This window comes from Phaeacidiphilus oryzae TH49, assembly GCF_000744815.1.
GTDB lineage: Bacteria > Actinomycetota > Actinomycetes > Streptomycetales > Streptomycetaceae > Phaeacidiphilus > Phaeacidiphilus oryzae.
This window is the reverse complement of the sequence record NZ_JQMQ01000004.1, coordinates 486065-510549: the sequence shown is the minus strand read 5'-3', so window position 1 is coordinate 510549 and position 24485 is coordinate 486065. Positions and strand designations below refer to the sequence as shown.

Here is a 24485-nt window from a genome sequence, read left to right as displayed (position 1 = left end):
ACCCAGGGTGTCGCTCATCGTCTGCGCACTCAGCCCTTCGCGGCAGCGGCGTTGGTGTCCTTGACGATGTCGGCAGCGGTGCCCTTGCCGGCCATCAGGTTGACGACGGCGGTGTTCATGGCGTTGCCGGCGTTCTGCCCGTACTCGGTGTCAAGGAACTGCATGGTGTACGCGGCCTTGTTGAAGGCCTGCAGTGCCGAGATGTTGTAGGAGTCGGTGACGACCGCCTGCGCGTCCTTGTTCACCGGGATCGTGTAGAAGTCCTTGGCGTACGCCTCCTGCTGACCCTTGGTCACCAGGAACTCGAGGAAGCCGAAGGCCTCCTTCGGCGCGTTCTTGGACAGCGAGTATCCGCCGCCGCCGCCCATGATGGCGGTCGGGTCGCCCTGGCCGCCGGGCACCGCGGGGAAGGGGAACCAGCCCAGGTCGGGAAGCGGCTTCTGGTTCGGGGTGAGGCTGGCGATCACCCCGGGGTCCCAGTTGCCCATGAGCTCCATCGCCGCCCGGTGGTTCGCGAGCATGCCCGCCGACGACCCGGCGCCCTGCTGCGAGGAGGTGGTCAGGAAGCCCTTCTGGAAGGGGCTGGTCTTCAGGAAGGATGCCAGGTCCTCGCCGGCCTTGGTCCAGCACGGATCGGTGAACTTGAGCGACTTGGCGGTCTGCTGCATGGTGTCCCGGCTGCACTCGCGCAGGGCGAGGTTGAAGTACCAGTGGGCGGCCGGCCAGGCGTCCTTTGCCCCGACCGCGATCGGCGCCACATTGATCGCCTTCAGCTTGGCGACATCCGCCTCCAGCGCGTCCATGGACGTCGGTGTCGAGGCGATGCCGGCCTTCTTGAAGAGGTCCTTGCTGTAGTAGACGCCCTCGGGCTGGGTGTCGGTCGGCATCGCGTAGACCTTGCCGTCGATCGAGTTGCCCGCGAGGGCTGCCGCACCCGCGTTGGCCCGGTCGGTGGCGGTGAGGTCCAGCGGCTGGATCTGGCCGGCGTCGACCATGGCCTGCATCTTGCCGCCGCCGCGCTGCATGAAGATGTCCGGCGCGGAGTTCGAGTTGAGTGCGGTCTGCAGCTTGCCGTCGAAGTCCTCGTTCTGGACCAACTGGATCTTGATCGTGACGTTCGGGTGGAGGGCGTGGTACTCCTTCGCGGCCTGCCGCCAGTACTCCGCCCCGGGCCCGGGCGTGGCGTTCTCCCAGACGGTCAGCGTGACCTTCCCGCCGGAGGCACCGCCGCCGCTGCCGCCGGCGCTGCCGCCTCCGGCACAGCCGGTGGCGGCCAGTGCGATGCCCAGGCCGATCGCGACGGCCGTCGCGGTGTGGGTTTTCCTCGCCATCGTGGAACTCCCTGCTCTGTCGTCACGACATGATGATGCGAATACTTTGCGCAAATTAATCGGCCATTCGCGAAGCCGCAGCCATGTGTACCGCCTCAGTTGGGAGGGCGGCAACACTCAAGTTTTCGCAAGTTGCGCAATCGTTATCGAAGGTTGCGGGGCGAAGCGGGACGGCGGGGAGCCGGGGGTCAGGGCCGTGCGGACCCCCGGCTCCCGTACTCGGAGCACGCCACCGGGGCGCAGACCTGGTGGTATCGATGCTTGACGCCGTTTTCCCGGTCTCCCTATGGTGCGGCAGCGCGTCGAGCGGAAACCCGGCCGGCCGGCCACGACCGCCGCCCACCTCCACCCCACCCCTCCCGCAGCAAAGGGATCACCATGCGGATCGTCGTCCCACGTCAGTCGACAGCCCAACTGCCCGACGCCTGGCGCCATTGCGTGGGCACAGGCCGGCTCGACCTCGCGCTGCGGCGCGACTATCAGGAGTCGCTCAGGCTGGTGCAGCAGGAGATCGGCTTCCGGCACATCCGCGGGCACGGGCTGCTGAGCGACGGGATGGGCATCCACCGGCCCTACGACCACGCCGGGCGGCGGCGGGTGCGGCACGCCTTCACCTACCTCGACCAGGTGGTGGACTCCTATCTGGAGTCGGGGATCGCGCCCTTCCTCGAACTCGGCTTCATGCCCTCGGGGCTGGCCTCCGGCGAGGACACCGTCTTCTGGTGGAACGGCAACGTCACTCCCCCACACGACGAGCGGGAGTGGGCGGAGCTGGTCCGCGCGGTCCTCGGCCACCTGGTCGACCGCTACGGCCTGGAGCAGGTCCGAAGCTGGCCCGTGGAGGTCTGGAACGAGCCGAATCTGCGCGGGTTCTGGGCCGCGGACCAGGACGCCTACCACCGCCTCTACGAGGTGACCGCACTTGCGGTCAAGGAGGTGGACGCCGGACTCCAGGTGGGCGGCCCCTCGCTGGCCCCGGGCTACGAGGAGGGTTGGATTCAGCGGTTCGCGGAGTTCGTCGACTCCCGCGACCTGCCGATCGACTTCGTCAGCCGGCACGCCTACAGCTCCGGCCCCGAGCAGATCGTGCCGTTCGGGACGCACCAGACGCTGATGCCGGCCAGTGCCCTCCTGGAGCAGTTCGCGGCCCCGCGCCGGCAGCTCGCCGGCACCGGGCTGGCGGATCTGCCGCTGCACATCACGGAGTTCAACTCCTCGTACCGGCCCGACAACCCGATCCACGACACGGCCTTCCACGCGGCCTACCTGGCGCCGGTGCTGGCGAACGGCGGCGACCTGGCGGACTCCTTCTCGTACTGGACGTTCAGCGACGTGTTCGAGGAGGTGGGCATCCCCACCGCGCTGTTCCACGGCGGCTTCGGCCTGCTGACCCACCGTCAGATCAAGAAGCCCACCTACCACCTGTACGCCTTCATGGCCCGGATGGGCGACCAGCTGCTGGCCCGCGGCGAGGACCACCTGGTCACCCGGCACGGCGACGGCCGGGTCACGGTGCTCGCCTGGGCCCCGGCCGACCCGGCCGGCGGCGAGCCCCTCGACGGCCACACCGTCCGGCTGTCCCTGCCCGTGGGCGCCCCCGAGTCGCACGGTTCCGCCTTCGCTCTGCGGCGCTCCGTGAGCGAGGAGGCCGGCAACTCCTGGGCGGCCTGGTCCGAGATGGGACGGCCGCCGGCGCCGAACGACCGCCAGCTCGACGCCCTGCGCGAGGCCGCCGAGCCCGCACGCTCGCACGACGGCGTTCCGGTCTCCGGCGGGCGCGCCGAGGTGGACCTCGTCCTCGGCCGCAACGAGGTGACGCTGCTCGAACTCACCCCGGTGGTCGACGAGACGCCGGAGTGGTGGGACGGCGGCCGGCTCTTCGGCCTCGGCCCGGAGTGAGCTGACGGAGGCGCTGCGGCGCCGCGGCCCGGGGGCCGCCGCGCCGCAGCGTGCTGCTGGGCGGGTGGTGCTCAGGGGACGCGGATCACGAGGTGACCGCGCACGACACCGTGGGCCAGGTCCAGGTGCCGTTCGTCATGATCGTCATCCCCCAGTTGTTGCCGCTTCCGTTGGGGGTGGCCACCAGGACTTGGCTGCTCGGATAGCTGGCGTTGACGTTCCAGGTGGCGCTGATCTGCTCCGGCGACGGCACGTTGACCGTCACCTTCCAGTTGTTGGAGCCGGTGACCGAGACGTTGAGGTTGTAGCGGTCGCTCCACTGCTGGCCGGCCGACAGCGTCGCGGTGCAGCTGCCGCTGCCGCCGCCACTGGGCGGCGGAGTGCTGCCGCCGCCGCCACCGCTGCTGGTGCCTCCGGAGGTGACGGTGATGTTGGAGCTGCCACTGCTCTGGTAGCCCTCGGTGGCCAGGATCTCGTAGTTCGGGGTGCCGAGGTTCAGGCCGAGGTTCTTCCAGGCGTTGAAGATGTTCGAGACGGTGATGGTCCCGCCGGTGCGCTTCGCCTCGCGGACCGCCCAGTACTGGTGGAAGGTCGCGGTGCCCTGGATGGAGGGCGCGTTGGTGCGGGTCGTCTCGTACAGGTCGTACGTGCTGCCGTCGCTGTTGACAGAGCCCAGCTTGGTGGCGCCGGTGCTCGGGTTGTAGCTGCCGTAGTTGTCGACGATGTACCACTCGATCAGCGGGTTGGTGGTCCAGCCGTACAGCGACAGGTAGCAGTTGCCGTTGCAGTTCCACGAGCCGGAGTAGGACACCGTGTTGCTGTTGCCCGGGTTCCAGCCGGTGCCGGCGACGACGTTCTGCGAGCCGGTGTTCCAGTTCAGGCTGTAGTTGCTGCCCGACCCCAGGGTCATGGTGGCGCCGCTGGACTGCTCCCAGAACGAGTAGAAGTACCCGTTGTTGGTGCCGGTGCTGTTGGAGGTGATGGTGGTGTCGGCATGCGCCGAGCCGGGCAGCGCGAGGGCGACCACGGCCGCCGCCAGTGCCATGGCGAGAAGCCATCGGACGGCAGCCACGAGACCGCGTCTGCGGTGGACCTCGTGGGTCAGCGTACTCATGGGGTTTTTCCCTCCCTGTGCGGTGGTGACGGACTGCTCTGCGCCGGACGCCGGGCCGTTCCCGGTCGAGGAGCGATGAACTGACAGGGGCATGACAGACCTGACCGCAGGGAGCCGAGCCCAGAGGCGGGATCGGCATGCGGCCTGAACTGCCCTCGGCAGGCATCGGCGATGACGAACAGTTTGGACGGCGGCCGACGGGTGTCAATACCTTCGGTAAGAGTTTCGAAAGCTTTCTGTTCTTCGAATCAACCAAACCAGAGGAGAAATCCCAGTTCAAAGACGTGTTGCCGCTCTCCTTCAGATGCGGTCCGCCGGGACTGCCTGGAGAGCCGCGCACTCGTGGGGCCGGGGAGCAGGGACTTCATCGAAAATTTCGGACCTACTCGCCGCTTTCTCCGATCCGGGTTCTGGAGCGGCATCCGACGGGCTACCCTCGGTCTTCCGGACCTCCCCGCCCACCCGCCTCCTCGTCCGAAGAACCGTCGACCCCTCGACCCGTCAGCGCCGGCAGGTATGAGCCACCCACCGCAGGACCCCGCCGAGGACCCGTACCCCTACTTCGCCCGACTGCGGGCGAGCGACCCGGTCCACCCGCTGCCCGACACCCGCCACCCCGAGCGGCCACCGGGTTACCTCGTCACCGGCTACCAGGCCGCCCGCGAAGCGCTGACCTGCCCTCAGGTCTCCAAGGACACCGCGCGCTTCTTCGCCGGCAAGCCCTCCACCCGCGACCTCCATCCCGCCGTCTCGCAGAGCATGTCGGCCACCGACCCACCGCGGCACACCCGGCTGCGGAAGCTGGTGACCACGGCGTTCACCACGGGAGCGGTGGCAGCGCTCCGGCCCTTCATCGCCAAGACCACCCAGGCGCTGCTGGACCGGTGCCCCGGCGAGCCCGGGGTCGCCTTCGACCTCGTGGCCGCCCTGGCCATGCCGCTTCCGGTCATCGTCATCTGCGAACTCCTCGGGGTGCCGAAGGACGACCGCCCCAGCGTCCGCCACTGGTCCGCCGAGCTCTTCGCGGCAGGGGCGCCGGAGCGCGTCGACGCGGCCTCCCACTCCCTGGCCTCGTACCTGGCACAGCTCATCGCCGCCCGGCGGGCCTCCCCTTCGGCGTCGCTGCTGGACCGGCTCATCGCGGCCCGGGACGGAGAAGACCGGCTGACCGAGGAGGAACTCCTCTCCCTGGCCGTCCTGCTGCTCGTCGCCGGGCACGAGACCACGACCGCCTTCCTCGGCAACGCCGTCCTCGCCCTCCTCCAGCACCCGGCCGAGCTCGACCGCCTCCGCGCCGACCCCGACTCCCTGCCGGCCGCGCTGGAGGAACTGCTGCGGTACTGCTCCCCGTTCACCACCGCGACCTTCCGATACGCCGAGGAGCCGGTCACTCTGGCCGGCCGGCAGGTCCCGGCCGGCTCCCCGGTGCTCCTCGCCCTCGGCGCCGCCAACCGCGACCCGGACCGCTACCCCTCACCCGATCGGCTGGACCTGGACCGGGCTGCCGCCGGCCATCTGACCTTCGGATACGGCATCCACCGCTGCGTCGGAGCGCCACTCGCCAGGGCCGAGGCCGCCATCGCCCTGCGGGCGGTGCTCGCCCGCTTCCCCCGCCTCCGCCTCGCCGTGCCCGCCGACCGACTCGTCTGGCGTTCGACCAGGCTCATCCGCGGCCTGCGGACGCTGCCGGTCCTCGACGGCTGAGCCGCGCGGCGACCGGTGATCAGCCCCCCGCTTCCCGCCTGCCGGCGGAGCCTCCGCCGGCGCCCAGCCGACCCGTGCCGGGCAGCGGCTCTCCGGCGTCCAGGCGGGGCAGCAGCCGGCGGGAGACCCGCAGTACGACCGGGGGCACGGCCGGCCGGGTGATCTGGAGCAGCCGCAGCGACCCCGGCACGCAGACCGCGGGGCGGCGGCGCTCGACCGCGCGCGCCAGGCGGTCGGCGACCGCCTCCACCGGGTGGACGGCACGCAGCGGAGGAGGCATCCGGGCCCGCAGGCCGTGGACGGCCGCATACCGTTCCGCGTCGCGGATCATGTCGGTGTCCGTCCAGGTGGGATAGGCGATGCCGACCGCGACCCGCTGGTGCGCCACCTCCGCTCGCAGGGAGTGGGCGAACGCCTCCACGCCCGCCTTGGAGGCGCAGTAGGCGCTCAACATGGGCGTGGCGCCGAGCGCGGCCAGCGAGGCGACCTGCAGGAAGTAGCCCCTGGTGGCGATGAGGTCGGGCAGGAACGCCCGGGCCGTGTGGGCGCTCCCGGTCAGGTTCACCTCGACCACCTGGCGCCATGCGGCGGGGTCCGAGGTGGCGAACGTTCCGCCCTCCGCGATTCCCGCGTTCGCCACGACCGCGGACGGCCGGCCGAGCCGGCCGCGGACCTCCCGGGCGGCGTCCTCCAGCGCCTGGGCATCGGTGACGTCCACCTCGACGGCCAGCGCCGGGGTGGGGAGGGCGGCCGCGACCGCCTCCAGGCCGGGCCGGTCGTGGCCGAGGAGCGCCGGCCGGGCACCGCGCCGGGCCAACTCGCCCGCCAGGGCGGCGCCCAGCCCGCGCGCGGCTCCGGTCACCACGACGACCCGGTCCTCGAGAGGGCGGCGGCCGCGCCTTCTCACGGCTCCCCTTCGCCCGGCACCTCCAGCCGGCGGGTGGAGATGTGCACCCCGTCCACCAGCCGTCCGCCCGAGGTCGCGACGGCGGCCAGGCAGAACCGGACCCACATGTTGAGCTGGATCTCCTTGGCCACCGACTTCGTCGGAGCCGTGCCGGGCGGTGAGCGGCCGCGGCCGGGCCGCGCGCCGCGGGTGGATCACCTGGTGTGCGCGCCGTCCGATGCCGAGGTGCGCCGATGGGACGCGCTGGCGCTGCACCGGATCGGCCCCGGCTGGGCGCGTCAGTCGGCCTCGGGTGGCGGCATAACGCCCCAGAGCGGGTGAACACGACAGAACGGGTAGCCGCGTGCCAAGGGCTTCCTCGGGAAGGAGAGCGCCATGTCCAGGCAGAAGCCGCGGAAGGGCGACCGGGTGTCCTGGCGCAGCCACGGCAGCAGTGCCGTGGGCCGCGTGACACGCAGGATCACCGGCCGCACCCGGGCGGCCGGCCGAACCGTCGACGCCTCGCCGCAGGAGCCGCAGTACGAGGTGCGCAGCGAGAAGTCCGGCCGTCGGGCCGTCCACAAGCCGGAGGCGCTGCACAGAGAGGACGGTCACTCGTGACGGGCGGCGATGAGGACCAGGAGGAGGTGCTGCGGGCCTTCCACGAGGCGGTGAACATGACGCCGGGCGAACTGGAGGACTGGCTCGGCACCGACCGCTCGCGTGGCGCGGGCCGGCACGGCGACGGAGGCGAGAGTGTCGGGCACGCCTCCGGGCGGCGCATCGTCGCACTGCTGCGCACCCGCAAGGGCGACCTGGACCAGGACGACCTCGCCCATATGCGCAAGGTCACCGGCTATGTCCACCGCCACCTGGCCCAGCGGCCGAAGGGCGACGTCACCGACACGACATGGCGGTACTCCCTGATGAACTGGGGCCACGACCCGAAGAGATGACCCGGGCGCGGATTGCCCCTCGCCGCGGGAGCGCTCGGGGCTGCCGCACCGAGATCGTCTCCACGGCGAGGGGCGCCTCGCCCGGTACCCGGGGGCCGGGGCCGTCAGCCGGGGCCCTCAGCCGAGGCCGTCAGCCGCGTCCTAGCCGAGGGTCCATTGCTGGTTGGACTGGCCGCTGCAGGTCCACAGCTGGACCAGGGCCGCGTTGGCGGTGGAGGCCCCGGACACATCCAGGCACAGCCCGGACTGCACCCCGGTCACCGTCCCGTTGGAATTGAGCTTCCACTGCTGGTTGGCCTGCCCGTTGCACGGCCACACCACCACCTTGGTCCCCGCCGTCGTGCCCTGACCGTTGGCGTCCAGACACATCTGCGAACTGCCGCTGTAGACCGTCAGCGCACCACCCGAGGTATGCGTCCAGGTCTGGTTCGACCCACCCCAGCAGTCATAGATCTGCACCTGGGTCCCCGCCGTCGTTGACCCGTTCGGCACATCCAGACACTTCCCCGCCCCCACCGCATGCAACTCACCCGTGGTCCCGCCACTGGTGGCGCCGGCTCCGTAACCGGCCGCGGTGATGTTGGACTGGACGGCGTTCTCGGTGGAGTCGGAGGGGTAGCCGGAGGTCATCACGCCCTCGTAGAAGGTGCCCGCGGCGCCCTTGCTGTTGTCGCCGCCGATGCCGAGGATGATGGCGCCCTCCTTGTGCATCGGGTTGTAGCCGGAGACGTTCGGGCGCGGACCGCTGTAGAAGGTCGACAGTCCGCCGGACTGCGCGTCGCCTCCCCGGATCGACCACTGGTTCGGTTCGCCCTTGAGCATTGCGGTGAGGAACCGGTGGTTGACGCTGGGGTCGTTGGCGTTGTAGCCCGCGTTCACCCCGGAGTACAGGCCGTTCTCCATATCGGCCATCACCCAGGGGCCACTGCCCGCGCCATAGCCCCAGACCTTGATGTTGCCGAAGTAGATGGCCTCCATGTGGCCGTTGCCGGTGTCGTTGTTGCTGGTCTCGGCGTTGCCGTAGTCGAAGCAGCAGCCGCCGTTGTAGTGGGTGCCGTCGAGGATGGCGTACTCCCCCTCCGGCTGGTCGCCGGTGGCGATGCCCGAGGTGTTGTCGTCGCGGTAGCCGGTGCCGGGGGCGACATAGACCCCGTAGGCCTCGTGGCCGCCCAGGGTGATCGGCGCCGCGGTGGCGTTGGCGAGGTTGTCCGGACCGGAGGCGGCCCCTCCGCCAGGGGCCTGGGTGAGGTTGTTGCCGCGGCCGGACTGGTCGTAGATGACGGTGATGACGCAGGTCGTGCCGGCGCAGAAGGAGTCCTGGGACGCGGCGTCGGCGTAGCCGCCCGCGCTCAGCACGCCGATGTTCTTGGTGGCGCCGTCGGAGGAGCGGCGCACCTGGTACAGCGAGCCGCTGTAGGACCCGTACAGCGCCCGGGTGGTGGAGTGCGCCGCCACACACGGCGTGCCGCCGGAGGCGTAGATGTCGCACGGGCCCTGCGAGGCGGCCTGGGCCGAGCCGGTCGTGATCCCCGCGGCGGCCAGTCCCCCGATGACGAGCAGCGCTGCGGCGCTCCCGCGGGCGAGAGCCTTGGCTCCCACTGACCGCCGGAGTCTGCGCCATGGTCGTAGATGTCTCATCTGAACTCCTTTCGTTGCGCAACCTGGATGGATTGTTAGCGCTAACACTCATGTCCCTGAGGATGCCGGTCCGTCGGGGATGGGGATGCGCTAGGTGAAGACGGTGCAGCGGGACTGAGGACATGTCAAGTGTTAGCGCTCGCATGCGGGTTGGCCCATCGGAGGCGGAGTCATGGCGATCCTGTGCCTCCCCAGCTCACAGGTGCGCGGCCGCCGCAGCCTGTCCGAAACAACGACGAAACTTTTCTAGCGTATTGACGCTTCCTTCCGTTCCGAGTTCTCTAGCCCCGGGAGCACATCCCGCCGCGAGCCGTTGCCGGACGGCCGCCGCGAGGCGCTCCGAACCCCTGAACCGATGGCGGCTGCCCGTGATCCCGGCCTGCGTCTGTGTGCCTGTGCGCCTGTGCGCCTGCAGACGGCCACGCACCGCGCAAGACAACCCAGGCGCTGCCCTGGTGCTGCCGGGCGTGCGCGCTCCCCGCCGCGACGACCCCTGGAGGTCGACATGCCCCTCGGAAGAACCCTGCTCGGATTACGCCGCTCCTGGATCGTGGGGGTGGTCGCGGTGCTGGCCCTCGCGGTCGGCGCACTGCTCCCGGCCTCGCGGGCCGCCGCGGCCGGCAGCACGCTGAAGGCCGCGGCCGAGGCGGACGGCCGGTACTTCGGCACCGCCCTGACCGACGGCGACCTCAGCGTGAGCGGCGAGACCTCGGTCGCGGAGGCGCAGTTCGACATGGTGACCCCCGGCAATGAGATGAAGTGGGACACCACCGAGCCCTCCAACGGCTCGTACAACTTCGGCCCCGGCGACCAGATCGTGCAGTTCGCCCAGGCGCACGGCATGCGGGTGCGCGGCCACAACCTGGTCTGGCAGAACCAGCTGCCCTCCTGGGTCTCCAACCTGCCGCTGAGCCAGGTCCAGTCCGCCATGGAGTCGCACATCACCACCGAGGCGACCCACTACAAGGGGAAGGTGTACTCCTGGGACGTGGTGAACGAGCCGATGAACGGCGACGGCTCCCTCGTCCAGGACCCGTTCTACCGGGCCATGGGCTCCGGCTACATCGCCGACGCGCTGCGCACCGCGCACGCCGCCGACCCGAACGCCAAGCTCTACATCAACGACTACGGCATCGAGGGTGAGAACGCCAAGAGCAACGCCCTCTACAGCCTGGCCCAGTCCCTCCTCTCCCAGGGCGTGCCGCTGAACGGCATCGGCTTCGAGAGCCACTTCGTCCTCGGCCAGGTCCCCTCCGACATGCAGGCGAACCTCCAGCGGTTCGCCAACCTGGGCCTGGACGTCGCGGTGACCGAGCTCGACGACCGCATCCAGCTCCCCGCCAGCAGCGCCAACCTCCAGCAGCAGGCCACCGACTACGGCAACGTGGTCCGGGACTGCCTGGCCGTCTCCCGCTGCGTCGGCGTGAGCCAGTGGGGCGTGGACGACGCCCACTCCTGGATCCCCGGCACCTTCTCCGGCTACGGGTCGGCCACCATGTACGACGACAACGACCAGCCCAAGCCCTCCTACTACGCGGCCCTTTCCGCCCTCGGCGGCTCCACCTCCGGCGGCGGGGGCACCGCCACCACGGGTGAGTTGCATGCGGTGGGGGCGGGGAAGTGTCTGGATGTGCCGAACGGGTCGACGACGGCGGGGACCCAGGTGCAGATCTATGACTGCTGGGGTGGGTCGAACCAGACCTGGACGCATACCTCGGGTGGTGCGCTGACGGTCTACAGCGGCAGTTCGCAGATGTGTCTGGACGCCAACGGTCAGGGCACCACGGCGGGGACCAAGGTGGTGGTGTGGCCGTGCAACGGTCAGGCCAACCAGCAGTGGAAGCTCAATTCCAACGGGACGGTGACCGGGGTGCAGTCCGGGCTGTGCCTGGATGTGTCCGGGGCCTCCACCGCGAACGCGGCCCTGGTCCAGTTGTGGACCTGCAGCGGCCAGTCCAACCAGCAATGGACCCTCGGCTGATGGCCCCCCACCGGCGGAGCGGAGTCCGAGGATGACTCCACTCGTCCGTTCCCTCCGAGGCCGGCGCGTCCGCGCCGGCGGCCTCCTCCTCTCGGTCCTGGCGTTCCTCGCCTGCCTGGTGGTGCTGCCGTTCGCCCAGCTGACGGCCGCCACCCCCGCCCAGGCCCTCGGCAACGGCCTGGCCCGCACCCCGCAGATGGGGTTCAACGACTGGAACGCCTACGGCTGCAACGTCTCCGAATCCCTGATCAAGGCGACTGCGCTGGCCATCCACACCGACGGCATGCAGGCCGCCGGGTACCAGTACGTCAACATCGACGACTGCTGGATGACCAAGAGCCGCAACGCCTCCGGCCAACTCGTCCCCGATCCGGCCAAGTTCCCCGACGGCATCGCCGGCACCGCCGCCTACGTCCACTCGCTGGGCCTGAAGCTCGGCATCTACGAGGACGCGGGCACCGCGACCTGCGCCGGCTACCCGGGCAGTCTCGGCCACGAGACGACCGACGCGGCCAGCTTCGCCTCCTGGGGGGTCGACTACCTCAAGTACGACAACTGCAACAACCAGGGCATCAGCGCCCAGACCCGCTACACCACGATGCGGGACGCGATCGCCGCCACCGGCCGGCCGATCCTGTTCAGCCTGTGCGACTGGGGCCAGGAGAACGTGTGGACCTGGGGCGCCGGCGTCGGCAACAGCTGGCGCACCACGGGGGACATCAACGCGAGCTACGCCAGCATGCTGTCCAACTTCCACAGCAACGTCGCCCTGGCCGCCTATGCCGGGCCCGGCGGCTGGAACGACCCCGACATGCTGGAGGTCGGCAACGGCATGTCCGCGACCGAGGACCAGAGCGAGTTCAGCCTCTGGGCCGAGATGGCGGCGCCGCTGATCTCCGGCACCGACCTCGCCAACGCGAGCTCCACCACCCTCGGCATCCTGACCAACTCCCGGGTGATCGCGGTCGACCAGGACCCCCTGGGGAAGCAGGGCACCGAGGTCTCCTCCTCCGGTGGACTCGACGTCCTGGCCAAGCCGCTGGCCAACGGGGACGTGTCGGTGGCGCTGTTCAACGAGAACGGCTCCCCCGCCACCATCTCCACCACCGCCGCCGCCGTCGGGAAGAGCGGCGCCGCCGACTACTCGCTGACCAACCTGTGGACGGGAGCGGTGAGCACCACCACCGGGACCATCAGCGCGTCCGTCCCGGCCCACGGGACGGTCATGTTCCGGGTCTCCGGAGGCAGCGGCGGCACCACGGCCGGCAGCGGTGAACTCCACGCGGTCGGGGCGGGCAAGTGCCTGGACGTGCCGGGAGGCTCCGCCACGCCCGGCACCCAGGTGGACGTCTGGGACTGCAACGGCGGCTCGAACCAGATCTGGACACGCACCTCCTCGGGACAGCTGACGGTCGACCTCGCCGGCAGCCGGCTGTGCCTGGACGCCTACGACAACCAGACGGCCCCGGGCACCAAGGTCGAGACCTGGACGTGCAACGGCCAGACCAACCAGCAGTGGTCGGTGAACGCCGACGGCACGGTGACCGGCGTCCAGTCCGGCCTGTGCCTCGACGTCACCGGTGCCTCCACGGCCGACGGCGCCGGCGTCGAGCTGTGGACCTGCAACGGGCAGACCAACCAGCAGTGGTCCCTGGGCTGACCGCTCAGCGCCATGTACGCCCCCCCCGGCCGGGGCGGGCGGCCTCCGGCCGACCCGCTCCGGCCGGGGACGCCCACGGGCCGCGGGCCGCTCGCCCCGCGCTCAACCCGCCAGGGTCGCCCGCAGCGCCAGGATCCGGTCCGCCGAGGCGCGGAACGCCGCGGGGTCGAGCCGGTGGTCCCGCAGGGCGGCGCCGAGCGCCTGGGCGGCGGCGTCCCCCTGCCCCACGGCGCGGGCCGAGCAGAGGAGGAGGTCCATCCCCGCGCCCGCCGCGGCGACCGCCCGGGTGCCGGTGGGCCCCACCGGGTCCAGGGCCTTGGCCTCCAGTGCGTCGGTGATGGTGACCCCGGTGAAGCCGAGCCGACCGCGCAGCTCGGTGCGGACCACGGTGGGCGACAGGCCGGCCGGGTGCGCCGCGTCCAGCGCCGGATAGCGTGCCCAGCTCAGCATCACCAGCTTCACACCGGCCGTGATCGCCTGCCGGTAGGGGGCCTCGTCCCGCTCCCGCAGCTGCGCCAGGGGCAGGTCGAGGGTGACCGGCCGCAGATCGGTGTTCTCCGCCGCGGCGGCCGCGCCCAGGCCCGGGAAGTGCTTGGCGGTCGAGGCGACCCCGGCGGCCTGCTGAGCGACGGCGAACGCGGTGCCCATGGCGCCGACCGCCGCGGGGTCCTGGCTGAACGAGCGCTGCGCCTGGTCCGTGAGGTCGCCGGGACTGCGGTAGACGTCGAGCACCGGAGCGAGGTTGACGGTGAGCCCGAGGGAGCGCAGATTCCGTCCGGCGTCCCGGCCCGCCGCCGCGGCGGCGGCCGTGCTGCCGGTGGCCCCGATCATCCTGGCGGAGGACGCGGGCGCCCCGGGCACCCGGCGGACCTGGCCGCCTTCCTGATCCGTCATCAGCAGCAGCGGCCGGTGGACCGGACTCGCCTGCTGGGCCCGGCGCAGCTGGTCCACCGCCGAGCGCAGTCCGGCGGCGCTGGCCACGTTCTCCTTGAAGAAGATCACTCCGGCGACCTCGCCGGCGCGGATCCGCTGCAGCAGCGCCTGCGGGGGCGTGTCGCCGGGATAGGAGTACACCAGATGCTGGCCCACCAGCTGCGCCGGCGTCAGCCCGCGGCTGGCGCTCGGGGGCGAGGGTGACGGCGTAGGCGAGGGCGGCCGCGAGCGGGGCGAGGCCGCCGGACGGGACGGCCCGGCGGTCGAGGAGCAGGACGCGGCCAGCGGCCCGGCCAGCAGCACCGCCAACGCCACGGCCACCGCCCGACCGGCGGCCGGCCCCGACCGGCGGCCACCGCCCGACCGCCGGCTCGCCGTCCCTCTCCGCACCACGGCTTTCGCATCCCTCGCCGCTCCTCCTCCGTCACGGGCGTCCCCCCAGCCTGCTGCCCGCGCACCGGGGCGGCCATGAGCCACGCCGCCGGACCCCCGGATACCCGTCCGGCATCACGGCCCGCGCCGCCGCCCCGTCCCGGGTGGGCCGAGCCGGCCCGCGATAGTCTCCGGGCATGGCAGACGAGCTGACCGACTTCGCCACCTGGCTGCGGGAGACGGCCGCCGCGGCCGGCCGCGACCCCGAGCGGCGCGGTGCCACCGCGGAACTCGCCCGGATCTCCGGCGTGGACGCCGGCCAACTCAGCCGCTTCTACAACGGCCAGGCCGCCCCCAGCTACAAGAGCATGCTGAAGCTGGCGCCCTACCTGGGGGTGACCGCCGACGAGATGGCCCGCCGGGCGGGCGGCGGCGAGGACGGACTGCCCGCCGGGGGCACCGCCTCGGAGATCACCCCCGGTCAGGCGCTCCTCGCCCTCGGGATCACCCGACCCGAGGACCAGGCGGTCGTGCTGGCGGTGGTGGAGCGCCTGCGGACCTACGCAAGCAGCAGCCCGGACGCCTGAGGTCCCGGGCGGTCAGCCCGCGATCAGCAGCGCCAGCCGGGCGAGGACCAGCTCCACCTCGGCGTCCGTCAGGGGCACGAGCTCAAGCAGCAGGCGGCCGCGGTCCGCGTCCTGGTCGATCACCCAGATCTGCGGGGATCCGCTCCTCAGCGCGGCCGCCAGGGCCTTCGCGTCCATCCCGGCCCGGGAGGCGTCGACCCGCAGGCCGACGCGCGGAAACGGCAGGCCGGTGGGGTCGGGGGCGGCGGCCGCCTCGATCCCCGGCAGCTCGGCGGCCCGCTGGGCGAACCGGGCCACCCGCTCGGCCTGCTTCCGCCAGGCTCCCGGATCGTCGGCGCTGCCCTCCCGGCTGAGCCGAAGCGCGGCGAGGACGCCCAGAATCGCCTCCTTGGTCGCCTTCATCCCCCGGCCGATGCCCTTCTCCTGGGCCCGCACCGCGGCGATCAGCCCGGCCCGGCCGAGGACCAGGCCCGCGGTCGGAGCGCCCAGGTACTTCTGTCCGCTGACCAGTACCAGATCGGCCCCGGTAGCCAGGAGTTCGCGGACCCGCAGCACCTGGGCCGCGCCGTCCACCACCACCGGGACGCCGAGGCGATGTGCCGCCGCCACCGCGTCCGCGAAGGGGACGGCGCCGCGGGTCAGCCGGGAGGAGACCAGCAGCAGACACGCGGTTCCGGGGTGGTCGAGGGCCCGCGCGAGGTCCTCCGCGGTGCACTCCGTACCGCTGCCGGCGAGGACGGCCGTGGCGCCGGAGAGGCGGACGGCCTGCACGATGGGCTGGCCGTAGTCCACCGCGTGCCCGGCCGGCAGCACCGCCCGGGCGGGCATCCCGGCGGTGTCCGGCAGGGCGGCCACCCGCTCCGGGGACTCGCCGGCCATGCTCGCGGCGACCGCCAGGGTGATCGCCGAGGCCGTGCAGTGGACGACGGTGCCGGCCTCCGCTCCGGTGGCGGCGGCCAGCTCGCGGCTCGCCAGCGCCTGCAGCTCGTCCATGACGAAGAACCCGCCGAGCGCCTCCGCCGTGGCGGCGGCGACCTCCGGGTCGGTGCGCGAGACCCCGAGCGGTGTGAACGGCCCCCTGGCGTTGACGACCCGGGTCAGCCCGTACTGATCGTGGAGATCCATGACGGCATCATCCCCCTGGGCCCGCCACTGATCGAGGTCGGTGCCGGGGCGGAACTCCCCGGGGGGTTCCGCCCCGGCACCGGCACTCATCTCACGGTGTCCCGGCCGGCGTCACTTGCAGTACGGCACCGTGGAGAGGTTCTGCACGTACCGGGCGCTGACGTACCCGGCCTTTCCGGCGCCCAGGCGGTACCAGAGCCGGTTGCCGTCCACGTTCTGCCCGACCACCTTGCACTGCAGGGCGATGACCGCCCCGGGCGCGACGGTGCCCAGCCGCTTGGTGCTGGTGGAGGCCCCGGACCTGACCGACAGTGCCACCTTGGACACCACCTTGCCCTTCGGCTGGGCGGCCGCCTTCGGCGTGGCGGCGGGCGCGGAGTGCGCCGCCACAGGCGCCGCCGCCGGGGTCGCCGCACCGGCCGGAACCGCCGCCAGCAGCGCCCCCGACCCCGCGACAGCGAGGACCGCCCCGGTGGCCAGCAGCCGACGGGCAGACAGTGCACGCATGTTGTTTCCCACTCTCTGTCTCTCTTCTCTCTCGCTCGGCACTTCCGAGCTCACACCCCCCACAGGGAGCTCACAGTTGCCAGGACATCGAGAGGAATGGTTCGGTTCCGAACTCTCGCCGATCACCAGAAGTCGTAGACGACGTTCCGCTCGGCTCAGGCGCTCTCGTCCACCCCGGCCAGCACCTCGCCCGCCCGGCGGAGCAGTTCGGGGCGCCGCCGGCCGAGTCCCGCGGCGACGGCGGCCAGCAGCGCGATGCAGCCCAGCACCGCGTACGGGAACCAGTCGTACGGGGCGGCCGGCACCGGCCAGACGCTGCCGTAGACGGGGATCACCATCAGCACGATCGCCAGCACCGGCAGGACGACGTGCCGCAGCGGCCTGAACTGCTCGGGGTGCTGCTTGCGGAAGAACCGCATGCAGGCGACGTTGGTCAGCCAGTAGACCGGGATGATGGCGAAGGTCAGCACGGCGCCGAGGTAGGCGTAGGTGGTGAAGGGCCCCACCCAGAAGCCCATGGCCACGGTCACCAGCACGGCGAAGGCGGCCTGCACGTACACCGCGAACGCGGGGGTGCCCAACCGGGGGCTGACCACGGCGAGTCGGCGGGGCAGCATCCCCTCCCGGCCCATCGCGTAGAGGATCCGGACGATGCCGTTGTTGGAGTTGACGGTGACGGCGAAGATGCTGGAGACCCCGGCCAGGCCGATGAGGAGGTCCATCCAGGGCGCGTAGGCGTGGCCGAGGGTGGTGAAGGGGGCCGCGTCCGCCGCCAGCTGCGCCATGGCGCCGTCGGAGGTCCCGAAGCCGACGGTCTCGGCGTAGGTGCAGAACAGGTAGATGGCGCCGACCAGGACGACCGCGTAGACCAGCCCGCGCGGGATGTTCCGCCGCGGGTTGCGGGTCTCCTCCCCCAGGGTGGCCGCCGCCTCGAAGCCGACGAAGGACAGGACGCCGTAGACCATGCCGAGGGCGATGCCGCTCAGGCCCTTGGTGGAGCTGGTGGGCAGCAGCGGGGTCGCGGACAGCCCGTGGGCTCCGCCCTTGGCCACGATGATCACGCTGAGCAGCAGGATCACCGCCACCTCGCAGGAGAACATGACCAGCGCGACCTTGATCGACCCGCCGATCCCCCGGGCCGAGAGCAGCGTCATCAGCGCCGCCGCGACCAGGGATATCACCACCCAGGGGACCCGGATCCCGTGCTGTGCCAGCAGGTCGTGGGTGTAACTCCCGATCAGTGCCAGCTCGGCGGGGACCAGGAGCGCGTAGGCGAGGAACATCAGCCCGCCGGTGACGAACCCGGTCCTGGCGCCCACCCCGCGCGTGACATAGGTGTAGAACGCGCCGGCGCTGGGCAGTTCACGGGCCATCTCCATGATCCCGTTGGCCACGATCAGCGCGGCCGCCATGGAGAGGACGAAGACGAACGGCGTGGCCGATCCCGCCTGGGCGGCGACCAGTTGGGGATTGAAGTAGACCGAGACCGCCGGCCCCATCAGCGCGGCCGACATCACCACCGCGCCCCGAGGCCGAGGGTGCCGCGCTTGAGTCCGCGGCCGGGCGCGGGCGGCTCGGTGGTCGTGGCGGGCAGGGGGTCGGCCGTCATGGGCGGGTCCACCTCTCTCGTGATCCGCGCGGCGGTGTTCCGCGTTCGAGGCGCAAGCCTCGCGCGGATGCCGCCGCCGGACCAGAGGACGAGGTGTCAGCGGCACCGGGCGGAGCCTTACACTCCGTCGCCGCGCCGGGTCGCCTCCCTCTGCTCGGCGACCGGCCGCGGACGGTTCGGGGGGCTGGGTGACGGCTCGGCGGGCCGGTGGGTACCACGCAGCGCCGAGGCGACGGCGGAGACCAGCGCCATCCCGGCGGCCACCGAGAAGACGATGGTCAGGCCGTGGTGGAAGGGCCCGGAGACCAGCTCGGGGAAGAACCGGTGCCCGGTCAGCGCCGAGCGCTGGGCCTGCGTCAGCCGGTCCAGCGTCCCGCCGGAGGAGAGGAGGTGCTCGATCGGGTTGTTGCCGAGGAAGGTGGCGAACAGGGTGCTCACCGGCGGCAGCGAGGCGGCGTGGGCGGCGGCCGCGGGCGGGACGCCGTGCGCGGTGAGCCCGCTGCTCAGCGCCTTCGGCAGGGAGGACGCGAGTCCGGAGACCATCAGCGAGAAGAAGACCCCGATGGACAGCGCGGTACCGGAGTTCTGGAACGTCGAGCGCATGCCGGAGGCGACGCCCCGGTACTCGGCCGGCACGCTGCCCATGATCGAGGAGGTGTTGGGCGAGGAGAACATCCCCTGCCCGATGCCGTTGAGCAGCAGCAGAAGCGCGAAGACCCCGTAGGAGAAGTCGACCGGCAGCGTGAGGAGTCCGAGGAAGGAGGCGGCCACCACGATCAGTCCGGTGGTGGAGAACAGCCGGGCGCCGAACCGGTCGGAGAGGTAGCCGGAGACCGGGCCGGCGACCAGGAAGCCCGCGGTGAGCGGCAGCATGAAGATCCCCGCCCACAGCGGGGTGTCCTCGAACGCGTAGCCGTGCAGCGGCAGCCAGATCCCCTGCAGCCAGATGATCAGCATGAACTGCAGCCCGCCCCGGGCGATCGCGGTGAGGAGCGCGGCGAGGTTGCCCGCGGCGAAGGCCCGGATCCTGAAGAGGCCGAGGTGGAACATGGGCTCGGCCCGCCGGGTCTCGATGAAGCAGAACAGCAGCAGCAGCGCGATGCCGCCGAACAGCCCGGTCAGCACCTTGGGGTTGCCCCAGCCGGTGGCGCTGCCGCCGTACGGCTGGATGCCGTAGGTGATGCCGGCCAGCAGGATGCCGGCGCCGGCGGCGAAGGTGAGGTTGCCCATCCAGTCGATCCGGCCGCGGCGGCCCGCGGCCGTCTCCCGCAGGCTGAGATAGGACCAGACGGTGCCGGTGACGCTGACCGGAACGCTCACCCAGAAGACCGCACGCCAGTCCACCGCGGCCAGCAGCCCGCCGGCCAGCAGGCCGAGGAACTGCCCGGCCAGCGCGGTGATCTGGTTGATACCGAGGGCCATTCCGCGCTGCCGGGCCGGGAAGGCGTCGGTGAGGATGGCGGCCGAGTTGGCGGTCAGCATGGAGCCGCCGAAGGCCTGCACGATCCGCCAGAGGATCAGCCACAGCGCCCCCGCGCCGGCCTTCAGCGGGTCCAGGGAGAGGGCCACCGAGGCGCAGGCGAAGATGAAGAAGCCCAGGTTGTAGATCCTGACCCGGCCGAACATGTCGCCGAGCCGGCCGAGGACCACCACCAGCACGGCCGAGACCAGCAGATAGCCCAAAATCATCCACAGCAGATAGCCGATGTTGCCGGGGGCCAGCGGGTCGAGCCCGATCCCGCGGAAGATCGCCGGCAGCGAGATGATCACGATGGAGGCGTCCATCGTGGCGATCAGGACACCCAGGGTGGTGTTGGACAGTGCCACCCACTTGTAGTTCGGGCCGGGGGGCGTGCCCCGGTGGCGGGCCGAGCGCAGCGCGAGGCGCGCGCCCAGGCCGCCGCCGTGCGCGGACCCTCCGGATCCGGTGATGCCGGTGCTCACAGCCGGGCCGCCAATCGGTCGAGCAGTGGCAGCGCCGCGCCCAGGGCGGCGCGCTCCTGCGGGCTGAACTCCTGGAGGACGGCCGCCAGCCGGTCCTCCGACTCCGAGCGGCGTTCGGCGAGGATCGCCCGCCCCTCCGCGGTGATCGCCACGATGCTGCGGCGGCCGTCGGCGGCGTCCGGACCTCGGCTGACGAGGCCGCGCTGTTCCAGTCCGCCCAGGGTGCCGGTCATCGCCTGCGGCCGGACCCGCTCCCGCTCGGCGAGGGTGCTGGGGGAATCCGGGCCGTCGGCGGCCAGCCGGGCCAGCACCGAGACCTCGGAGAGCGAGAGGTCGCCGACCGCGTGCCTCTGACGCAACCGCCGGGTCACCCGGCCGACCGCCAGCCGCAGGTCGGCGGCGAGCCGCCGGGTCCCCCCGCCGTCCTGCCCGTCCACGCCGCCGAGGCGGCCGCTGCTTGCCGTGTTCTCTACCACCACGGCTACTAATAATAGGTTTATTAGCCTGGACTGTTCAATGGCCCGCCGAGACGCCGCTCAGCCGACCGCGGACGGGACGGAGGCGGCCACCGCCCGCTCCAGCGCCGAGGAGGGCCAGACGGCAGCGACCGTGCTCGGGGAGAGGTCGGAGACCTCCCGGTACACGGGGGCGTGGGCTCCCCCGAGAAGTCGGAGAGTCGGCCGGCCGCAGGACGTCGCCGACGCGGTCTCCTTCCTGGCCGGCCCGCGCGGCAGCTGGATCACCGGCCAGGTGATCCACTCCACGGGCGGACAGCACTAAGGCGGGCCCGGGAAGCCTGCCGTCAGCTGCCGGCAGGACCGTCGGCCGCGTACCGGGACCGGAGCCGCTGCTTGGAGAACTTCCCGGTGGCGGTCTTGGGGATCTCGTCCAGGAAGTCCACCCGGTCCGGCAGCCACCAGGAGGCCACCCGGGAGCGGAGGTGACCGCGGACCGCCTCGGCGGTGAGCTCCGCCCCCGGGCGGAGGACGACGCAGGCCACCGGCCGCTCGCCCCATCGGGCGTCGGCGACCCCGATCACGGCGGCCTCGGCGACATCGGGGTGGTCCATGATGGCGTTCTCCAACTCGACCGAGGAGATCCATTCGCCCCCCGACTTCACCAGGTCCTTGGAGCGGTCCACGATGCGCAGGTAGCCGTACCGGTCGATCGTCGCCACATCGCCGGTGCGCAGCCATCCGTCCGCGGTGAAGGCCTCCGCCGCGGGACGCCCGCCGAAGTACCGGGCGGCGATGGTCGGGCCGCTGACCTCCAGCTCCCCGCGGGCCCTGCCGTCCCAGGGGGCCTCGCGCCCGTCCTCCCCGACGATCCGGACCTCGGTGAGCGGCACCGCCGGGCCCGGCGTGCCGAGGAGGGCCCGCTGCTCCTCGCGGGTGCGGCCGTCCTGCGCCGTGCCGATCCGCGAGGTGGTGACCACCGGGCTGGTCTCGGTCATCCCCCACGCGTTGGTCAGCGGCACCCCGATGGCGTCCTGGTAGGCACGGGTGAGCGCCTCGTCGACCGCGCCTCCGCCGGACACGATCTGCCGTACGGCGGACAGGTCGTGCCGGTCGAGGTGGGGCAGCAGCGCACGCCAGACGGTGGCCACCGCGGCCCCGAAGGTGACCCGGTGGCGGGAGAGCAGAGCGGCCAGCCGGGCCGGCGCCGTCCCCGGCCCGGGGAGCACCAGGTCGGCCCCGCAGAGCATGGCGGCATAGGGCAGGCCCCAGGCGTTGACGTGGAACATGGGCACGATCGGCATGATCACATCGCGTTCGCCGATGCCGAAGGTGTCGACCATCAGCAGCAGGGCGGCGTGCAGCACCACGGCCCGGTGGCTGTAGAGGACGCCCTTCGGGTCCCCCGTGGTGCCGGAGGTGTAGCAGAGGGCCGCCGCGGTGTTCTCGTCGTCGACCGCGAACTCCCGCCCGGTGTCCCCGGCCTCCCCGGCCCGGGCGATGAGGTCCTCGTAGTCGACGATCCGGTCGTCCTCGGGGACTTCGGCCTCGCCCCCGTCGTCCATCACCACCACGGCGCGCACGGTGGCGAAGGTGCCGATCAGGGGCCAGACCACGGGCAGGATGGTGCGGTCGACGAACAGGACGTCGTCCTCGGCGTCGTTGACGATATAGCTGATCTGCTCGCCGAAGAGCCGGTGGTTGACGGTGTGGAGCACCCGCCCGGTGCAGGGCACCGCCAGATACAGCTCGACATGGCGGTGGCTGTTCCACGCGAAGGTCCCCACCCGGGCCCCGGCCGGTACGCCCAGCTCGTCGAGGGCGGCGGCCAGCCGCCGTACCCGCGCGCACACCTCGGCCCAGGTCATCGTCACCTCCCCGTCGAGGCGGCCGGACACCACGGACTTGTGCCCGAAGTAGCGTTCGGCCCGGCGGAAGACGTGCGGCAGGGACAGCGGACGGTCTTGCATCAAGCCCAGCACCCGGGGGGCACCTACTCTCTCGGATGTGCCGGCGGGCCCGCCGGCGGGAACAGCGTGGACAAGGAGGTCGGACGGGTCCCGTAGGTCAGCGGGCGCACCGGAAGCTGGCGGCGCTGTCCGGGTCGCCGGCCCGGTACCGGGGCCAGTCCGGGTAGGCGCAGAGCGGACGGGTGCGGTGGTGGGCGGAGTCGGCCACCACCGGGTCGGCGGGCGGCTGCCCCTGCTCCACCCAGCGCTCGAGCGCCGAGAGCGAGTCCCAGCTCGCCGCGAACGCGGGCGTGCCGTAGTCCGCGTGGTTCGCCCCGGGCACCAGGTAGTACCGCAGGAACCCGCGGGTCGCCGAGGGACCCAGGAGGCCGCGCACCCGGTTGTAGTAGTCGCTCGTGGAGTACGGCGAGACCAGTTCGTCGGCGGCGCCGTGCAGCAGGATCAGCTTGCCCCCCGCGCGGGCGAAGGGGGCGAGATCGGCCTCGTTGCGGTCCTCGATGGTGGACAGGCGGCTGATCCGGTCGAGCCACTTCCCGGGGTGGGCGGGGTCCACCAGCAGCGAGTCCTGGCCGGGGTCGCGGGTGAGGAAGTACTTCACCCACTGGTCCCAGTACTGCATCCCGTAGCCGCTGGTCACGGGCATCGGATCGGCCGGCGCGGTGGTGCCGAAGCCGAGGAACGGGGTCCGCATGTCGGCGCCCGAGAGGAAAGGGAAGCCCGGGTACCCGGTCTCACCGCTGGCGATCCGGTAGGGCCAGCGGAACGGGGTGGACATCGCGGTGACCGCCGCGATCTGAGGGTCCGACAGGCAGGTCGGCCCGGCGTCGGTGCCGCCCGGGCAGCGAAGGGTGCGGGGGTCGAAACGGCAGCCGCCCGGGTTCGAGACCACCCCGTCCCGGATGCCGTCGAGGCCGTCGCAGGCCTTGATGACGCTGTCGTAGAGGAGCGTCTGCTTCTGCGGTCCGGGGAAGGCGTCCGGGCGGGACAGGACCTGCGCCAGATGCCCCAGGTCCAGCACCTCGCTGAGGTTGTTCCAGGCCGGGTAGGCGGCGATCACGCCGTTGAAGGCGGTGGGCCACCGCTGGGCGACCACGAGGGCCTCCCGCCCGCCCGTCGAGCCGCCCGCGAAGTAGACCTCGGTGGGCTGCCTGCCGTAGGCGCGCCGGATGAGGAAGAGGCTCGCGTCGCGGGTCTTCTTGAGCGCGTCCCCGGCCGCGAAGTTCATCAGCGCCTCGTCGTTCGCCCCGAACGACCCGTCCAGGGACGGGGGCGCGGTCGGGCTCTGCTGATGGCCGGAGTCGCTCGCGAAGGTGGCGTACCCCCGGGCCAGCGGCGCCGGCTCGTCGGTGGGGCCGAACGGCACGTTCTCCGTCAGGTCGGGGACGGTTCCGTCGAAGCCACCGCCGCCGAACATCAGCGCCTTGCCGTTCCAGGCGTCGGGCACGTCGACTCGCATCCTGATGTCGGGCGCGGACCGGTCGACGGGGAGGAGGGCGGCGTCGATCTGGCAGTACCGGATCGTCCTGCCGCTGACGACGCCGGTCACGGCCGAGGCCGACTCGACGCGGCCGCCGCTGGTCGGCAGGCTCATCACCGAGGCCGGGATCTCCAGGCCGTTCAGGTCGCCGCAGTCCGCGGCCGGTGCCGCGGCGCCGGCGGCGGGCGCGGTCGCCGCGGTCGCCGCGGACGCCGCGGACGCCCGGGTGCCGCCCAGCGCGCCCGGTGCCCCCGCCAGCAGCAGCACGGTCGCCAGCACGGCGAGCCGACGCGTCCCGGCGTATCGGGCCGATGTTCTGTCCATGCTGGCCTCTTCT

Annotated in this window: 21 protein-coding genes; 8 read left to right on the top strand and 13 right to left on the bottom strand. The window is 72.0% G+C overall.

Going from position 1 to position 24485, the window contains the following annotated elements:
• Positions 1–29 precede the first annotated feature (29 nt).
• Positions 30–1331 (bottom strand): extracellular solute-binding protein, encoded by a 1302-nt coding sequence (locus BS73_RS02460; protein ID WP_037568827.1) that lies wholly within the window; start codon positions 1329–1331, stop codon positions 30–32.
• Between the two features lie 378 nt (positions 1332–1709).
• Here BS73_RS02460 and BS73_RS02455 point away from each other — a divergent pair, with 378 nt between their 5' ends.
• On the top strand, positions 1710–3230 hold the full coding sequence (locus tag BS73_RS02455) for a GH39 family glycosyl hydrolase (protein ID WP_037568825.1): 1521 nt from the start codon (positions 1710–1712) through the stop codon (positions 3228–3230).
• 85 nt (positions 3231–3315) lie between these two features.
• Here BS73_RS02455 and BS73_RS02450 read toward each other — a convergent pair whose 3' ends face one another.
• The gene (locus BS73_RS02450) at positions 3316–4344 is read right to left on the bottom strand and encodes a glycoside hydrolase family 11 protein (RefSeq protein ID WP_037568823.1); all 1029 of its coding nucleotides are present in this window, start codon (positions 4342–4344) and stop codon (positions 3316–3318) included.
• A 516-nt stretch (positions 4345–4860) separates the two neighbouring features.
• Between BS73_RS02450 and BS73_RS02445 the strand changes: the two genes are divergently transcribed.
• On the top strand, positions 4861–6048 hold the full coding sequence (locus BS73_RS02445) for a cytochrome P450 family protein (RefSeq protein WP_037568821.1): 1188 nt from the start codon (positions 4861–4863) through the stop codon (positions 6046–6048).
• A 19-nt stretch (positions 6049–6067) separates the two neighbouring features.
• On the opposite strand, the gene BS73_RS02440 is transcribed toward BS73_RS02445, so the two are convergent.
• Together BS73_RS02440 and BS73_RS40250 are read right to left on the bottom strand one after the other, a co-directional pair.
• A complete protein-coding gene (locus BS73_RS02440; RefSeq protein WP_037568819.1) occupies positions 6068–6955 on the bottom strand; it encodes a short-chain dehydrogenase/reductase in 888 nt (295 codons plus the stop codon).
• A complete protein-coding gene (locus tag BS73_RS40250) occupies positions 6952–7086 on the bottom strand; it encodes a hypothetical protein (RefSeq protein WP_265736846.1) in 135 nt (44 codons plus the stop codon). Before BS73_RS40250 ends, BS73_RS02440 begins: the two co-directional genes overlap by 4 nt.
• A 244-nt stretch (positions 7087–7330) precedes the next feature.
• Between BS73_RS40250 and BS73_RS39100 the strand changes: the two genes are divergently transcribed.
• Both BS73_RS39100 and BS73_RS39095 read left to right on the top strand, forming a co-directional pair.
• Positions 7331–7555, top strand: a complete 225-nt coding sequence (locus BS73_RS39100) for a hypervirulence associated TUDOR domain-containing protein (RefSeq protein ID WP_037568818.1) — start codon at positions 7331–7333, stop codon at positions 7553–7555.
• Positions 7552–7890, top strand: a complete 339-nt coding sequence (locus BS73_RS39095) for a DUF3140 domain-containing protein (RefSeq protein ID WP_037568816.1) — start codon at positions 7552–7554, stop codon at positions 7888–7890. The genes BS73_RS39100 and BS73_RS39095 overlap by 4 nt, the downstream gene beginning before the upstream one ends.
• Before the next feature lie 141 nt (positions 7891–8031).
• Here BS73_RS39095 and BS73_RS02425 read toward each other — a convergent pair whose 3' ends face one another.
• Positions 8032–9528 carry an arabinofuranosidase catalytic domain-containing protein gene (locus BS73_RS02425; protein ID WP_084703706.1) on the bottom strand — a complete coding sequence of 499 codons (1497 nt, stop codon included), beginning with the start codon at positions 9526–9528 and terminating at the stop codon, positions 8032–8034.
• Positions 9529–10033: 505 nt separating this feature from the next.
• Here BS73_RS02425 and BS73_RS02420 point away from each other — a divergent pair.
• Both BS73_RS02420 and BS73_RS02415 read left to right on the top strand, forming a co-directional pair.
• Positions 10034–11509: an endo-1,4-beta-xylanase gene (locus BS73_RS02420; RefSeq protein WP_037568814.1), complete on the top strand. Its 1476-nt coding sequence runs from the start codon at positions 10034–10036 to the stop codon at positions 11507–11509.
• A gap of 31 nt (positions 11510–11540) precedes the next feature.
• Positions 11541–13169, top strand: a complete 1629-nt coding sequence (locus BS73_RS02415; protein WP_037568812.1) for a glycoside hydrolase family 27 protein — start codon at positions 11541–11543, stop codon at positions 13167–13169.
• A 102-nt stretch (positions 13170–13271) separates the two neighbouring features.
• Here the strand turns inward: BS73_RS02415 and BS73_RS02410 are convergent, their stop codons facing one another.
• A complete protein-coding gene (locus BS73_RS02410) occupies positions 13272–14423 on the bottom strand; it encodes a glycoside hydrolase family 3 N-terminal domain-containing protein (protein ID WP_235215249.1) in 1152 nt (383 codons plus the stop codon).
• Between the two features lie 248 nt (positions 14424–14671).
• Here BS73_RS02410 and BS73_RS02405 point away from each other — a divergent pair, with 248 nt between their 5' ends.
• Positions 14672–15061 carry a helix-turn-helix domain-containing protein gene (locus BS73_RS02405; RefSeq protein WP_037568811.1) on the top strand — a complete coding sequence of 130 codons (390 nt, stop codon included), beginning with the start codon at positions 14672–14674 and terminating at the stop codon, positions 15059–15061.
• Between the two features lie 12 nt (positions 15062–15073).
• Here the strand turns inward: BS73_RS02405 and BS73_RS02400 are convergent, their stop codons facing one another.
• The 5 genes from BS73_RS02400 to BS73_RS02380 all read right to left on the bottom strand — a co-directional run bounded on the left by BS73_RS02400 (position 15074) and on the right by BS73_RS02380 (position 20725).
• Entirely contained in the window at positions 15074–16186 is a 1113-nt protein-coding gene (locus BS73_RS02400) for an aminotransferase class V-fold PLP-dependent enzyme (RefSeq protein WP_037568809.1), read from the bottom strand.
• A gap of 111 nt (positions 16187–16297) precedes the next feature.
• Entirely contained in the window at positions 16298–16693 is a 396-nt protein-coding gene (locus BS73_RS02395; RefSeq protein WP_051939120.1) for an SH3 domain-containing protein, read from the bottom strand.
• 155 nt (positions 16694–16848) lie between these two features.
• Positions 16849–18207: an APC family permease gene (locus BS73_RS02390; protein ID WP_152617480.1), complete on the bottom strand. Its 1359-nt coding sequence runs from the start codon at positions 18205–18207 to the stop codon at positions 16849–16851.
• A 212-nt stretch (positions 18208–18419) separates the two neighbouring features.
• Positions 18420–20087, bottom strand: coding sequence for an MFS transporter (locus BS73_RS02385; RefSeq protein ID WP_235215296.1), 1668 nt, complete (start codon positions 20085–20087; stop codon positions 18420–18422).
• A gap of 155 nt (positions 20088–20242) precedes the next feature.
• The gene (locus tag BS73_RS02380; protein ID WP_235215248.1) at positions 20243–20725 is read right to left on the bottom strand and encodes a MarR family winged helix-turn-helix transcriptional regulator; all 483 of its coding nucleotides are present in this window, start codon (positions 20723–20725) and stop codon (positions 20243–20245) included.
• Positions 20726–20762: 37 nt separating this feature from the next.
• Between BS73_RS02380 and BS73_RS40860 the strand changes: the two genes are divergently transcribed.
• Complete coding sequence (locus BS73_RS40860) at positions 20763–21026, top strand: SDR family oxidoreductase (RefSeq protein ID WP_037568808.1); 264 nt, start codon at positions 20763–20765, stop codon at positions 21024–21026.
• 22 nt (positions 21027–21048) lie between these two features.
• Here the strand turns inward: BS73_RS40860 and BS73_RS02370 are convergent, their stop codons facing one another.
• Entirely contained in the window at positions 21049–22671 is a 1623-nt protein-coding gene (locus BS73_RS02370) for a long-chain fatty acid--CoA ligase (RefSeq protein WP_235215247.1), read from the bottom strand.
• Between the two features lie 97 nt (positions 22672–22768).
• Positions 22769–24472, bottom strand: a complete 1704-nt coding sequence (locus tag BS73_RS02365) for a tannase/feruloyl esterase family alpha/beta hydrolase (protein ID WP_084703705.1) — start codon at positions 24470–24472, stop codon at positions 22769–22771.
• Between the last annotated feature and the right edge of the window lie 13 nt (positions 24473–24485).